The sequence below is a fragment of the Ruegeria sp. AB11 genome, from assembly GCF_056536325.1.
On the sequence record NZ_JBQFJO010000001.1, the window covers coordinates 890602 to 904391 of the forward strand.

Consider the following 13790-nt stretch of genomic DNA (forward strand, 5'->3'; position numbering starts at 1 on the left):
CTCTTGTCTCACGAAGCACAAAAAGCGATCGCACGTCAGTCGCTGCTGCTGCGCAGTTTACCGGAACAGCATGTGGAAACGCTGCTGAGCCACGCGATCTGGCGTCAGTATGACCGTGGTGAGACGATATTCCTGCAGGAGGAAACGGCGCAGGCCATACACGTCGTATTGGAGGGTTGGGTCAAGCTGTTCCGCATGACCCCAACCGGTGCCGAAGCGGTAGTCAGCGTCTTTACCCGTGGCGACAGTTTTGGTGAAGCCGTGGCGCTGCGCAACGTGCCCTATCCGGTCTCGGCCGAGGCCGTTTCGGCCTGTGATGTCATGCACATTCCCAGCCCAATCCTGATTTCGCTGATGAAGGAAGACCCCGAGATCGGGATCTCGATCCTGGCCGCGACCTTCACCCATCTGCACTCGCTAGTGGCGCAGCTGGAACAGCTCAAGGCGCAGACCGGCGCACAGCGCGTGGCCGAGTTTTTGCTGAACCTCTGTGACACTGATGCGGGTGAGTGCGAAGTATCGCTGCCTTATGACAAGATGCTGATCGCGGGTCGTCTGGGTATGAAACCCGAAAGCCTGAGCCGGGCGTTTTCAAGGCTTAAGGCGGTGGGGGTAAAGATCAACCGCAACCACGCTGTAATATCGGATATAGCATTGCTGCGGGATTATGCCGAAAGTGATCCGGCGGAAAACTGGGGTCGGTAACCCGGCATTGCTGCCGGGTTGACCTGTTCAGACTGTCGCGCCCTTGCGGCGAATGGCGGTGCCAAGGGTACCGGCACAGACGCCAACGATGATCGCGATGATTAGCGCCATGGCTCCGACATGGGAAAATTGCCACCCGGCAAAAAGCAGTGGTGCGATCAGGCCTACCAGACCGCCCAATAGGGCTCCCAACCAATATTGGCGGGTCATCATGCCCAGTGCCAGACCCAGAATGCCGGGTAGGCCCAATACGTTGCCGCCGATGGTTCCAAGTATTTCTAACATCTCTGTCCCACCTTAATCCGAGCTTTTGTTCAGGAACGCGCGGATGTCGTCTCCTGAAGCGGCTGCGTGTTCCTGCAGAACCTCGCCGTCTATCTCTTTCGCAATCTTTTCATACGTTTCCAGATAGTTGGGTGGGAGGCTGTGCGCGATACCCTGATGGCAGTCGATACAGGTCATGCCGTTATCGATCGCGCGCTGGTGTTCATTGGCGGCCCGGGTTTCCTGAATCGTGAAGTCCATATAGTCGAAGTTGTGACAGTTACGGCATTCCCGGCTGTCGGATGCTTTCATCTTCTTCCAAACGGCCGTCGCCATAGCGAGACGATGATCCTCATACTTCTCGGGCGTGCTGATCGTGCCTGCCAGTTCGTGGTAGACATCCTTCACGGCCATGATCTTGGCCTTGATCTTGTGGTTCCATTCGTCCGGGACGTGGCAGTCCGAACAGATCGCCCGCACGCCCGAATGGTTGTTATAGTGGATGGTCTCGCGGTATTCGCCTAGATTGACCTCCATCGTGTGACACGAGGTGCAGAACTCTTCTGTATTCGTCAGTTCCAGCGTCCAGTGGAACCCACCCCAGAACAGGATGCCTGCCAGAAATCCAGCAAGCAGGGTGAAGCCAACGCTGAGGACGGCGATCGGGCTCCAGAACCAGGTCCAGAGGCGCCGGATGAGCCCTTGTTTTTCTTGGGAGTCGGACATGTCGCGCTCTCCTTTTCGACCTGAGTTTAGTTTCCGGAGGAAGGTTCAAAAGTGTTGTCGACCAGCGGCAGCGCATCGGCCTGCGGCACGTGACACTGGTTGCAGAAATACCGAGTGCCCGCGATCTGATCCAACTCACGGCCTTCGCGGTCCAGATAGTGGGTCATCGACAGTGTCGGCGCATTGCGCTCACCGGCTTTGGTCCAGTCGTGGCACGACAGGCACTGGTTGGTGCGCAGGTCGATCTGGTACTGTTCGATCGAGTGCGGGATCAGCGGCGGCTGCTGGCGATAGTTGCGCTGCATGCGGCCTTCGACCGTGCGATGCACCTGATCCAGAACGGCAGGTTCATCTACCTCGGCACCGCGCAGGCTGTTGACCCCGGCAGATTGTGCAAGGGCCAGGCCACCGAGGAGCAGCGGCGGGATCAGGGCAAGGCCCACTAGGATCGGCTTTTTCATCTTCTCACTCCTTCAAAAAGGTCTTGAGGCGCGCGGCTGAGGCGCGGCGGTTGGTTTCGGTGGCGCGACGGTCAGGGCGTCGAACCGATGGGTGAATTTGAAAACGTCTTCGGCACAGATATCGATGCAGCGCCCGCAATTGGTGCAGTCGGGCGACAGGATCAACGGGGTGTCTTTGCCTTTTAGCGCCGGAGAGATCACGTGGTTTTCCGGGCAGACCGCGTAGCAGTCCATGCAGTCATCGCAGGCGGAGCGGTTGGCGGCGCTGACCCGCAGCATTGCTTTGGTGCCGATCAATCCATAGAACGCGCCCACCGGGCAGACATGGCCGCACCATCCGTGGCGCGAGACAAACAAGTCGAACAGGAAGATCGCGGCGACCATCGCCCAGACAAATCCCATGCCAAAGACCAACCCGCGATGCAGCATGGTGATCGGGTTGACCAGCTCCCACGCGATGGCTCCGGTCAGGCCTGAGACGATAAGCACAGTGGCCATAATCCACAGCCGAGTGCCACGTTTGGGTTGCCAGCCTTTTTGCAGGCCCAGCTTGCGGTGCAGCCAATGCGCGCCGTCGGTTACGGGGTTGATCGGGCAAACCCACGAGCAATAGACGCGACCTCCGATCAACGCGTAAGCAACCAGGACGATGGCGGCACCGATGGCGGCAGTCAGCTCGGGCCAGTGCCCGGCGATCAGGCTTTGCAGAAAAACAAACGGATCGGTCAGGGGCAGCACGCCCAGCGTCAGCGACCCAGCCAGAGTGCCCTGCACGATCCAGATCCCGAACCATGGGCCCAGCAGAAACAGCACCAGAAAGAACAGCTGACTGGCGCGGCGCAGCAGCAGGTATTTATGGGCACTCAACCAACCTTTGCTAGCGATGGCCTCTTGCCCCAGTGGCATATTTGTGCGGGCGGTCATTGAGTGACCTCCGGCAACTTGAAGCTGGGCTCAAACCCGCCCGGTGCGACAAGGTTGTCGGTGCCCGGTCCCGGCAGGCGATCAGGCAGGTCGATAATGCCTTCTACGACCGGTGCACCTTTGGCTTCTTTCTCTTCCCAGCCTTTGCGGTAGTGATCTGCGCTGCTACCACGGGCCAATCGGGCGGGTAGAACTTTGATCGCAGCTTCGGGCAGGACGCAGCTTTTCTCGCAAACGCCACAGCCGGTGCAATGATCGGCGTGAACGGTTGGAATGAAGATCGCATGACTGCCTGAGCGGGCGTTGTGCTCGGTCTCCAGCGTGATGGCTTCGTCGATGACGGGGCAGACGCGATAGCAGACGTCGCAGCGCAGGCCGAGGAAGTTCAGGCAGTTCTCCTGATCGACCAGAACAGCCACACCCATCTTGGCGTCGTCGATATTGTCCAGTCCGGGGTCCAGCGCTCCGGTCGGGCAGGCCGCGACACAGGGGATGTCGTCACACATCTCACAAGGCACTTCGCGGGCGGTGAAATACGGTGTGCCGGTGGCCACCGCATCGACACCCAATTCAGCCAGCTTCAACGTGTCATAGGGACAGTCCCGCACGCACAAGCCGCAGCGAATGCAGGCCGATAGAAAGTCTTTTTCCGGCAAGGCTCCGGGGGGCCGCAACGCCTCGGCCGGCAACGCCCGTGCGTCCCGCGCCAGCCAGGCCAGCACGGACCCGGCCGCCACGCAGCCACCCGCTGCGCGCGCCGAGTCCTGCAGGAACCGGCGCCGCTGCGGCGAAAGGGGTGTGCCAACACGAGACATGGGGACGACCTTTGCCTTGCCAGCCTTTTACGCGCGCTCGACCTTACAGGCGCATTTCTTGAAGTCGGTCTCTTTCGACAGCGGGCAGGTCGCGTCCAAGGTCAGCTTGTTGGTTAGCTGGCCCTCGTCGAACCAAGGCATGAAGACAAGACCGCGCGGAACTTTGTTCCGGCCGCGGGTTTCGACCCGGCTGTTGACCTCGCCGCGGCGGGTAGACAGAACGATCTCCTGCCCGCGCCGCAGACCACGCTCGCGCGCATCGTCGGGGTGCATGTATACCACAGCGGCAGGATAGGCGCGGTGCAGTTCGGGCACGCGGCGAGTCATCGAACCCGAATGCCAATGTTCCAGCACACGGCCCGTGCAGAGCCACAGGTTGAATTCTTCATCCGGTACCTCGGGGGCGGGCTCGTATGGGGCAAAGATGATCTTGGCCTTGCCATCCTTGTGGCCATAGAACTTCACATCCGCACCTTCGGGCACGTAAGGATCATAACCTTCACGGAAGCGATAAAGCGTCTCTTTGCCGTCCACGACCGGCCAGCGCAAGCCGCGCGCCTGATGGTAAGTTTCGAACGGTGCCAGATCGTGCGCATGGCCGCGACCGAAATTGGCATATTCCTCGAACAGGCCCTTTTGCACGTAGAATCCAAAGTGCTCGGATTCGTCGTTGTCGAACCCTTCCGCGGTTTCAGACAGCGGGAACTGGTCGATCGTGCCATTGGCGAACAGCACGTCATACATTGTCTTGCCGCGATGTTCGGGCATGGTGGCCAGCAGTTCCTCGCCCCAAACTTCTTCAACGGTGAAGCGTTTGGAGAACTCCATCAGCTGCCAGAGGTCCGATTTCGCCTCACCCGGAGCCTTGACCTGTTGCCGCCAGAATTGCGTGCGACGCTCGGCGTTGCCATAGGCACCTTCCTTCTCAACCCACATGGCGGTGGGCAAGATCAGGTCAGCAGACAGAGCCGTTACGGTCGGGTAGGGATCGGATACGGCAATGAAGTTCTCAGGGTTGCGATAACCGGGATAGCCCTCTTCGTTGATGTTTGGTGCGGCCTGCATGTTGTTGGTGCACTGCACCCAATAGGCGTTCAGATCACCGTCTTTCAGTTTGCGGTGCTGCAGTACGGCGTGGAACCCGGGTTTGGGCGGGATGGTGCCCGCAGGGATTTTCCACGCAGTTTCGCAAATCTCGCGGTGCTTGTCGTTGGCAACGACCATGTCGGCGGGCAGACGGTGAGCGAAGGTCCCGACCTCACGTGCCGTACCACAGGCCGAAGGCTGACCGGTGAGCGAGAAGGGTGAGTTGCCGGGCTCGGAAATCTTACCCACCAGCAGGTGCACATTGTACATCAGTGAGTTCACCCACGATCCGCGTGTGTGCTGATTGAAACCCATGGTCCACAGGCTCATCACTTTGCGATTGGGGTCTGCATATTGCTGCGCCAGACGTTCGAGCTGAGAGGCAGGAACGCCGGACAGTTCAGAAGTATATTCCAGCGTGTATTCCGAAACGGCTTCGGCATATTCCTCGAAACTGATCGGTTCCAATTTGCCTGAGTTCGGGTTTTCAGCCTCTTGCTGCAGCGGGTTGTTGTCACGCAGGCCATAGCCGATATCGGTGGCGGTCTTGGTGATGTTCACATGGTTCTTGACGAAGTCTTCGTTCACAGCGCCGTTCTGGATGATGTAATTGGCGATGTAGTTCAGGATCGCCAGATCGGTTTGTGGTGCGAAGACCATGCCGTTATCGGCCAGCTCGAACGAGCGGTGTTCATAAGTCGACAGCACATGCACTTCGGATCCCGGTTTGGTCAGACGCGTGTCGGTCAGGCGTGACCACAGGATCGGGTGCATCTCGGCCATGTTCGAGCCCCAGAGCACGAACGTATCGGCATGCTCAAAATCGTCATAGCAGCCCATCGGCTCATCAATGCCAAATGTCCGCATAAAGCCGACAACCGCTGAGGCCATGCAGTGGCGCGCGTTCGGGTCGATGTTGTTGGACCGAAATCCCGCTTTCATCATCTTGGCAGCGGCATAACCTTCCCAAACGGTCCACTGGCCCGAGCCGAACATACCAACACTGGTCGGCCCTTTCTTGGCAAGGGCCTCTTTCCACTTGGCGGCCATGACGTCGAAGGCTTCGTCCCAGCTGACGGGTTCGAATTCACCATTCTTATCGTATTCGCCATTGGTCTTGCGCAGCATCGGTGTGGTCAGACGGTCTTTGCCGTACATGATCTTTGAAAGGAAATAGCCCTTGATGCAGTTCAGACCGCGGTTCACCGGCGCGTCCGGGTCGCCCTGCGTGGCGACGACGCGCCCGTCTTTGGTACCAACCAGGACCGAGCATCCGGTGCCGCAGAACCGGCAGGCGGCTTTGTCCCAACGGATGTCGGGGTTGCCGACTTGAGCGCTGGCCTGCCCGGTAGCAAGCGGCAAACCTGCGGCTGATGCTGTCGCAGCGGCGGCGGTTGATTTTAGAAAGGTCCGGCGGGATTCAGAGATGGTCATGACATGGGTCTCCGGCTTTATATCTGGCGAGAAGCGTTAAGGTGCGGACGGGTCTCCGCAAGGTCTTCGAAATGGTGATAAGTCAAGGTCAGAGAGATCACGCCCGGGATCTGATGCAGATCCATGATCGTCTCGGATGCCAATTTTTCAGGCGTATCCTCGACCACAACAACAATGCGGCCATCCTCAGATGCCGCGTGAACCTCTGCCCCGTTTGTACCCGCAATCGTGGCCTGTGCACTCTGCGTGGTTTCGGGGGTTACATGAACGAGGCATCCACAGATGTTCATTAGGCGACCTCCTGCGTGGGCGGGGTGTGGCGTTCAAAGCTGACGGAACCGGCGGGGCAGGCGCTGGCGCAGGCGCCGCAGCCGGTGCAGGTATCGGTGTCGAGTACGGGTTCGGCGCGGCCACCGGTCTGCAATTGAAAGCGGATTGCACGGTGGTCGCAGACATCCTGACAGACCCGACAGCTGACGCCGTTCATCGACAGGCACGTGGCAGCAACTCTGGCGCGCCAGGGCCAGTCGGCGATATGTTCGGGGTTCAATGCTCCGGTCGGGCAAGCATTGGCGCAATCACCGCAGAATGTGCAGGGGCCTGCATCCAGCTGGACGACGGGGAAGCCCTGTGTGTCGAACTTGACTATGTCTTCGGGACATGCCTCGCGGCATTCGTCGCATTGCGTGCACAGCTCAAGAAACTCGGCTGCATCTGCCCCAGGCGGGCGGATGGAGTTTTGATCATTGCGCAGCACTTTTCCCTTAAGAAACGCACGGCGGCTGGCTAGCTTGTTCATTCGCTTGCGACCTTATGCATAAAGGGCAAGGAGCAGCCTCACCCCGAGTCGGGTTCTAGTGTAACCCGAACATCAGGATATTGACCTATGTCATTTTCAAAGCTGTTATTTCCCCGCAGAGGCAAAAAACATGTGCAAAAAATGCACAATTTCAGATGTGTCTATGAAACTTAAATCACGACCACGCGTTTGCGCCAAATGAATTCGCCGATTCAGGCGCGTTTTTCGCCAATCGTCGTGACGCCCAGAATCGACAGCACTTTGGCCTCGATCTGCTCTGCATTCATACCAGCGACCGCGTACATATCCGCTGGGTTTGCCTGATCGATGAAAATATCCGGCAACACCATCGAGCGATACTTCAACCCTTCGTCGAACACGCCCTCATCGGCCAAAAGCTGCGCAACATGACTGCCGAAACCGCCAACTGCGCCTTCCTCGATCGTGATCAACGCCTCGTGGTTCGCGGCCAGATCAAGGATCAAATCCCGATCCAGAGGCTTGGCAAAGCGCGCATCGGCGATGGTGGGGGCGATCCCGCGCGCGGAAAGCGCCTCGGCCGCCTTCTGCACCTCGGCCAGCCGCGTCCCGAAGGACAGCAGTGCTACACGCGCACCTTTTTGGATCATGCGGCCTTTGCCGATCTCCAACACTTCACCGCGCTCGGGCAAGTCAACGCCCACCCCTTCGCCGCGAGGATAGCGGAAGGCGATCGGACCATCATCATAAGCGACGGCAGTGGCAACCATGTGCATCAACTCAGCCTCATCCGCGGCGGCCATGACAACCATGCCCGGAAGGTTGGCCAAGTAAGCAATATCAAACGATCCCGCATGGGTTGCGCCATCGGCTCCGACCAATCCAGCACGGTCGACGGCAAAGCGCACCGGCAAGCGTTGGATGGCTACGTCATGTACCACCTGATCGTAGCCACGCTGTAGGAAAGTGGAATACATTGCACAGAACGGCTTCATCCCGCCGGCGGCCAGCGCAGCCGAGAATGTCACACCATGCTGTTCGGCAATCGCCACATCAAAACACCGCGAAGGGTAGCGCTCAGCAAACAGGTTCAGCCCAGTCCCATCCGGCATTGCAGCGGTGACGGCGACGATCTTGTCATCCCGAGCCGCTTCCTCGACCAGGGTCTTGCCAAAGACCGACGTGTAAGACGGCGCGTTGGATGGTGCCTTTTTCTGCTCACCCGTCACTACATCGAACTTAGCGGTTGCGTGACCCTTGTCGCGTGCCTGTTCGGCAGGGGCATAACCCTTGCCCTTTTTGGTCAATACGTGGATCAGGATCGGACCTGTCGCTTTGGCCTTGACCGCACGCAAAACCGGCAACAACTGGTCCAGATCATGGCCGTCGATGGGGCCGAGATAAGAAAAGCCTAATTCCTCAAATAGCGTCCCGCCCATGGCCATGCCCTTCAACATGTCCTTGGCGCGCTTGGCCCCTTCACGGAAGGGTTCCGGTAGCAACGACACCGCGCCTTTGGCGGCCGCTTTCAGATCGTGAAACGGCTCTTCCGCATAAATGCGCGATAGGTAGTTGGACAAAGCACCCACGGGTGGCGCAATGCTCATCTCGTTGTCGTTCAGGATCACGATCAGGCGTTTCTTCAGATGCCCTGCATTGTTCATCGCCTCAAATGCCATGCCCGCAGACATCGAGCCATCGCCGATCACGGCAATCGCATCGCCCAGACCTTCGGGCGTCACACCGCCCAGATCACGGGCCACGGCAAATCCCAGCGCGGCGCTGATCGAAGTGCTGGAATGGGCCGCGCCAAACGGGTCATAAGGGCTTTCGCTGCGTTTGGTGAATCCGCTCAGGCCATCTTTCATACGCAGGGTACGAATCCGATCGCGGCGCTCGGTCAGAATCTTGTGTGGATAACACTGGTGACCGACGTCCCAGATGATCTTGTCGCGGGGTGTATCGAACACTGCGTGAAGCGCAGTGGTCAGCTCAACCACGCCCAGACCCGCGCCCAGATGCCCTCCGGTAACCGATACTGCAGAGATCGTTTCGGTCCGCAATTCATGTGCGACCTGATGCAGTTGCGCATCTGAAAACTGCTTCAGATCCGCTGGGCGGCTCACAAGGTCCAACAAGGGCGTATTCGGGCGGTCAGACATTTGGCGTTCCTGGCTTAGCTGTCCCGGGCAATAACGAAGCGGGCAGCCTGCTTCAAGGTTTCTGCCGCGGGGCCATATTCATCCAACGCAGCACAAGCCTGATCCACAAGCTCAGCGGCACCGGATTTAGCCGCATCCAGACCAAGAAGCGAGACAAAGGTCGCCTTGCCCGCCTCTGCATCCTTCTGCAAGCGCTTTCCTGCCTTTTCGGCATCTCCTTCAACATCCATGATGTCATCCGCGATCTGAAAGGCAAGCCCAAGCGCCTGGGCATATTGGCGCAAGGGGGCAGGATCGGCCTGCGCTAACCGCGCGCCTGCACAGGCGGACCATTCGATCAACGCGCCGGTCTTGCCCACTTGCAGTTGCGTAATCTCATCCAGTGTCAGTGGCTCTGCTGCCGTCTCCGCCGCAATATCCAGCGCCTGACCCAGAACCATACCCTGCGCGCCGCTCGCTTTTGCCAGTGTTAGAGCCAGTTCGGCGCGCATTTCAGCATTTCCGACCTCTGGCCGCACGCAAAGCTCAAACGCAAGTGTCTGCAGCGCATCCCCAGCCAGAACGGCTGTCCCTTCATCCCATTTCACATGGACTGTGGGGCGTCCTCGCCGCAGGTCATCATCATCCATGCAGGGCAGGTCGTCATGTACCAGAGAGTATGCATGCAGCGCTTCGATCCCCGTCGCCGGCCAGATCGCCCGAGCCGCATCGACGCCAAGTAACCGCGCGCTTTCCAGTACCAGAAACCCTCGCAGACGCTTGCCGCCCGCGGTGGCATAGGCCATCGCCTGTGTCACATCCAGATCGTCCAACGTCCCCAGAACCAGATCGAAATGGTCTTGAATCAGCGCGGCATCCTGTGCCAGCTTTTCACGAAACATTTACTGACCTTCGACAGGCGTCGTCCCGGTTGGCTGGCCATCTGCGTCCAAAGTGATCGCGGCCACCTTTTCCTCGGCGCGTTTCAGCTCATCCTCACAGCGTTTCTTCAACGCCGCACCCCGCTCATACAAAGCGATCGACTGATCCAGCGCCACATCCCCGCGTTCCAGCTGACCCACCACGGCCTCAAGCTCTTTCATCGCCTGTTCAAAGGTCATCTGTTCGACTGGGGTATCGGTCATTGTGCTGCCTTCATCAATTCTTCCACATGGGCGCGTGTCGCCTCGGCCAATGCGTTCAGATCATACCCGCCTTCCAGAGTCGAGACGATACGCCCATCACACACTTCATCAGCAATCTTGCACAGCTCCGCCGTGATCCAGGCGAAATCACCCGTGGACCAGTTAAGATTTGCCAACGGATCATCCTGATGGGCATCAAACCCGGCGGAGACAATAATTAGTTCCGGCTTGAATGCGCGCAGTCGTGGAAAAGCTTGCGCCTCATAAGCGGCTCGCATCTCCGCTCCGCCTGTGCCCGGTGCCAAAGGAATATTCAAAACCGTCCCATAAGCGCCGGTTTCGTCAGTACGGCCAGAGCCGGGCCATAACGGCATCTGCTGACTGGTGATCACCAGCGCGCGCTTTTCGTCCCACAGCAAATCCTGCGTGCCATTGCCATGATGAACATCAAAATCCAACACTGCCACGCGGTTCAACCCGTGATGATCCAGTGCATGCTTTGCAGCCAACGCGGCATTGCCAAACAGACAGAACCCCATGGCCGTTTCCGTCTCGGCATGGTGGCCTGGCGGTCGTATCGCACAGAACGCATTCGGTGCTTCACCGCCCAGTACCAGATCGACGGCTCGCACCACCGCACCTGCCGCGCGATAGGCCGCATCAACAGATCCTGGAGACATGAATGTATCCCCATCAATCTGCTTGAACCCATCCGAGGGCCTTTGGTCAAGAATATCACTGATATGGTTCTGCGGATGAACTCGTAGCAAATCATCATCCGCTGCCAACGGCGCTGTCACACGCTGCAAATCCAAATCCTCAAGCGCATGAAGGATATGTTCCAACCGCGCCACCCGCTCTGGATGCCCCTCTGGCGTCACATGATTAAGACAATCTGCGTGGGTCAGCAAAGCGGTTTTCATCAGGATCTCATCTTCATCTGGCTAAAATATCCTCGCCGAAGGCCTAAAAACGCCGCGCGACGGCTCATCAGTCCGGCGCCAGCATATAGCCCGCACCGCGCACAGTCTGCAGATACCGAGGCTGTTTCGGATCCTGCTCCAGCTTCCGACGCAAGCGGGTGATCTGCACGTCCACCGCACGTTCCTGCGCCTGTCCCTTGTCGCGCCCCAGGTCCTCGACCAGCTTGGCACGGCTAATCGGTTCGCCGGGCTGGGCCGAGAATATCTTCATCAACTGGCTTTCCGTTGCAGTCAAGCGCACCGGATCTTCGCCCTGCCACATCTCACCCCGCTCGATATCGTAGCGAATTGGTCCAAGATGCAGAATCTTGGCCACCGCGTCCTGCGCGGGCGTTTCCGGCATCCGGCGAAGAATGGCATTGATCCTAAGTAGCAACTCTTTGGGTTCGAACGGCTTGGCCAAGTAGTCATCAGCTCCGGCTTCCAAACCAGCAATCCGATGCTCGGTTTCGCCCTTTGCCGTCAGCAACAGGATCGGGGTGGAATGCGTTTCGCGCAAGGCCCGTGTCAGGCTGACGCCATCCTCACCGGGCATCATCACATCCAGCACAATCATATCAAAATCCAACCCTGACAACACCCGCCGCGCATGGGCCGCGTCGCGCGCAGAAGTCACCAAGAACCCGCTGCGCATCAGGAATTGCTTGAGCAGGTCACGAATGCGCTCGTCATCATCGACGATAAGAAGATGGGCGTCCATTTCGCTCATGAAGTCGTATCCCGCAGTTTTGTATATGCACGACGCATATCAGCATCCATCATCGCTTCAAGCACTTTGCGAAACCCGGCCACTGCTTCGGGGCCCGCATCCTTGTAGGCCGCGCGCATCCGGGCGCGCTGGGCGTCGGAGAGTTTGGCCTCTAGCGCCTTCCCCTTATCCGTCAGAAATAGGTGGCGTTCACGTTTGTCCACTGTTCCGACTCGGCTTTCGACCAGACCATCTTCGATGAGGCTACGCAGAACGCGGTTCAGCGATTGTTTGGTAACACCCAATATGGCCAGCAGATTGTTGACCGTCGTTCCCGGCGCTCGGTTGATGAAGTGGATGGCCCGGTGATGCGCCCGACCATAGGCCAATTCTGTCAGGATACGGTCAGGGTCCGCGGTAAAGCCGCGATAGGCAAAGAACATGGCCTCGATACCCTGCCTCAGTTGCTCATCTGTCAGAAACAACAGGCTTTCTCCGCCAAAGACCGGGGCGGGACGGATGTCGGACATGTTGGACCTCATTCGCAATATGATCTGACTTTATGTCAGCCTTATTGACATTCCAAGTGCGCACAGGTATCGAATCGCAGTTTTTGCGCAACATTATGTCCGATGCGGACCTAAACGGCGCAACATTCGGAAATCTAGCCCGGCTCAGGAGGTTTCGCATGGCGGGATATGACGATCGCGACGGTGTCATCTGGATGGATGGCGAACTTGTGCCCTGGCGCGAAGCGAATGTGCACATTCTGTCCCACGCGATGCACTATGCGTCTTCAGTGTTTGAGGGTGAGCGCGCCTATAACGGCAAGATCTTCAAAAGCCGCGAACATTCGGAACGCCTGATCGCCTCGGCCGAGGCTCTGGATATGCCAATGCCTTACTCGGTTGATGAGATCGAGGCGGCAAAGGAAGAGGCGCTGAAAGCCAGCGGTCTTCAGGATGCTTATGTCCGAGCTCTGGTCTGGCGTGGCTCTGGTGAGGATATGGGTGTCGCTTCCGCCAAGAACCCCGTTCGGATGGCCATCGCTGTTTGGCCTTGGGGTGCGTATTACGGTGATGCCAAGATGCAAGGTGCCAAGCTGGACATCGCCGAGTGGAAACGACCCAGCCCGGAAACCATTCCGGTACATGCCAAGGCAGCGGGTCTTTACATGATCTGCACCATTTCAAAGCATAAGGCCGAGGCCAAAGGCTGCTCGGACGCTTTGTTCATGGATTACAACGGCAACGTGGCAGAAGCGACGGGTGCCAACGTCTTCTTCGTGAAAGACGGAGAAGTGCACACCCCGCTGGCCGATTGCTTCCTGAACGGCATCACCCGTCAGACGGTGATCCAGATGCTGAAAGACAAGGGCGTCACTGTCCACGAACGCCGCATCAGACCCGAAGAAATGGCAGATTTCGAACAGTGTTGGCTGACAGGTACAGCAGCCGAAGTCACTCCGGTCGGGCAGATCGGCGACTATACCTTTGAGGTTGGCGATCTGACCCGTGAAATCGCCGAAGACTACGAAAAGCTGGTCCGCGCGTAAGTTAATACCGCTTTGAACCCCCGCTCGGGCGGGGGTTCTGATTGCAAGCCGTGCAAATTTTTGTGCAGATCGTCCCGAGATATGG

At 58.5% G+C, this 13790-nt stretch carries 16 protein-coding genes; 2 read left to right on the top strand and 14 right to left on the bottom strand.

Going from position 1 to position 13790, the window contains the following annotated elements; translation table 11 throughout:
* The first annotated feature begins 3 nt into the window (after window positions 1–3).
* Entirely contained in the window at window positions 4–705 is a 702-nt protein-coding gene (locus ACR3EJ_RS04545; RefSeq protein ID WP_170471352.1) for a Crp/Fnr family transcriptional regulator, read from the top strand.
* Between the two features lie 27 nt (window positions 706–732).
* Here the strand turns inward: ACR3EJ_RS04545 and ACR3EJ_RS04550 are convergent, their stop codons facing one another.
* The 14 genes from ACR3EJ_RS04550 to ACR3EJ_RS04615 form a co-directional block, all read right to left on the bottom strand.
* On the bottom strand, window positions 733–990 hold the full coding sequence (locus ACR3EJ_RS04550) for a hypothetical protein (protein ID WP_010443117.1): 258 nt from the start codon (window positions 988–990) through the stop codon (window positions 733–735).
* Between the two features lie 12 nt (window positions 991–1002).
* Complete coding sequence (locus ACR3EJ_RS04555) at window positions 1003–1695, bottom strand: NapC/NirT family cytochrome c (RefSeq protein ID WP_170471354.1); 693 nt, start codon at window positions 1693–1695, stop codon at window positions 1003–1005.
* Window positions 1696–1721: 26 nt separating this feature from the next.
* Entirely contained in the window at window positions 1722–2156 is a 435-nt protein-coding gene (locus ACR3EJ_RS04560; protein ID WP_170398181.1) for a nitrate reductase cytochrome c-type subunit, read from the bottom strand.
* Window positions 2157–2168: 12 nt separating this feature from the next.
* Window positions 2169–3080, bottom strand: coding sequence for a quinol dehydrogenase ferredoxin subunit NapH (gene napH, locus ACR3EJ_RS04565; protein WP_170542308.1), 912 nt, complete (start codon window positions 3078–3080; stop codon window positions 2169–2171).
* Entirely contained in the window at window positions 3077–3895 is an 819-nt protein-coding gene (gene napG / locus ACR3EJ_RS04570) for a ferredoxin-type protein NapG (protein WP_170542306.1), read from the bottom strand. The genes napH and napG overlap by 4 nt, the downstream gene beginning before the upstream one ends.
* 27 nt (window positions 3896–3922) lie before the next feature.
* On the bottom strand, window positions 3923–6415 hold the full coding sequence (gene napA, locus ACR3EJ_RS04575; RefSeq protein WP_170542304.1) for a nitrate reductase catalytic subunit NapA: 2493 nt from the start codon (window positions 6413–6415) through the stop codon (window positions 3923–3925).
* Between the two features lie 17 nt (window positions 6416–6432).
* The gene (locus ACR3EJ_RS04580; protein ID WP_170471362.1) at window positions 6433–6705 is read right to left on the bottom strand and encodes a chaperone NapD; all 273 of its coding nucleotides are present in this window, start codon (window positions 6703–6705) and stop codon (window positions 6433–6435) included.
* The gene (napF, locus tag ACR3EJ_RS04585) at window positions 6705–7214 is read right to left on the bottom strand and encodes a ferredoxin-type protein NapF (RefSeq protein WP_170542302.1); all 510 of its coding nucleotides are present in this window, start codon (window positions 7212–7214) and stop codon (window positions 6705–6707) included. Before napF ends, ACR3EJ_RS04580 begins: the two co-directional genes overlap by 1 nt.
* 212 nt (window positions 7215–7426) lie before the next feature.
* Window positions 7427–9355 carry a 1-deoxy-D-xylulose-5-phosphate synthase gene (gene dxs / locus ACR3EJ_RS04590; RefSeq protein ID WP_170542300.1) on the bottom strand — a complete coding sequence of 643 codons (1929 nt, stop codon included), beginning with the start codon at window positions 9353–9355 and terminating at the stop codon, window positions 7427–7429.
* Window positions 9356–9369: 14 nt separating this feature from the next.
* Window positions 9370–10236, bottom strand: coding sequence for a polyprenyl synthetase family protein (locus ACR3EJ_RS04595; protein ID WP_170542298.1), 867 nt, complete (start codon window positions 10234–10236; stop codon window positions 9370–9372).
* Window positions 10237–10479 carry an exodeoxyribonuclease VII small subunit gene (locus ACR3EJ_RS04600; protein ID WP_010443127.1) on the bottom strand — a complete coding sequence of 81 codons (243 nt, stop codon included), beginning with the start codon at window positions 10477–10479 and terminating at the stop codon, window positions 10237–10239. It lies immediately after the preceding gene.
* On the bottom strand, window positions 10476–11402 hold the full coding sequence (locus tag ACR3EJ_RS04605; protein WP_170542295.1) for a histone deacetylase family protein: 927 nt from the start codon (window positions 11400–11402) through the stop codon (window positions 10476–10478). Before ACR3EJ_RS04605 ends, ACR3EJ_RS04600 begins: the two co-directional genes overlap by 4 nt.
* Before the next feature lie 67 nt (window positions 11403–11469).
* Window positions 11470–12171 carry a response regulator gene (locus tag ACR3EJ_RS04610; protein WP_170542293.1) on the bottom strand — a complete coding sequence of 234 codons (702 nt, stop codon included), beginning with the start codon at window positions 12169–12171 and terminating at the stop codon, window positions 11470–11472.
* A complete protein-coding gene (locus ACR3EJ_RS04615) occupies window positions 12168–12680 on the bottom strand; it encodes a MarR family winged helix-turn-helix transcriptional regulator (RefSeq protein ID WP_010443130.1) in 513 nt (170 codons plus the stop codon). Before ACR3EJ_RS04615 ends, ACR3EJ_RS04610 begins: the two co-directional genes overlap by 4 nt.
* Window positions 12681–12838: 158 nt before the next feature.
* On the opposite strand from ACR3EJ_RS04615, the gene ACR3EJ_RS04620 reads away from it, so the two are divergent.
* Window positions 12839–13705, top strand: a complete 867-nt coding sequence (locus ACR3EJ_RS04620) for a branched-chain amino acid aminotransferase (RefSeq protein ID WP_170542291.1) — start codon at window positions 12839–12841, stop codon at window positions 13703–13705.
* Window positions 13706–13790 lie beyond the last annotated feature (85 nt).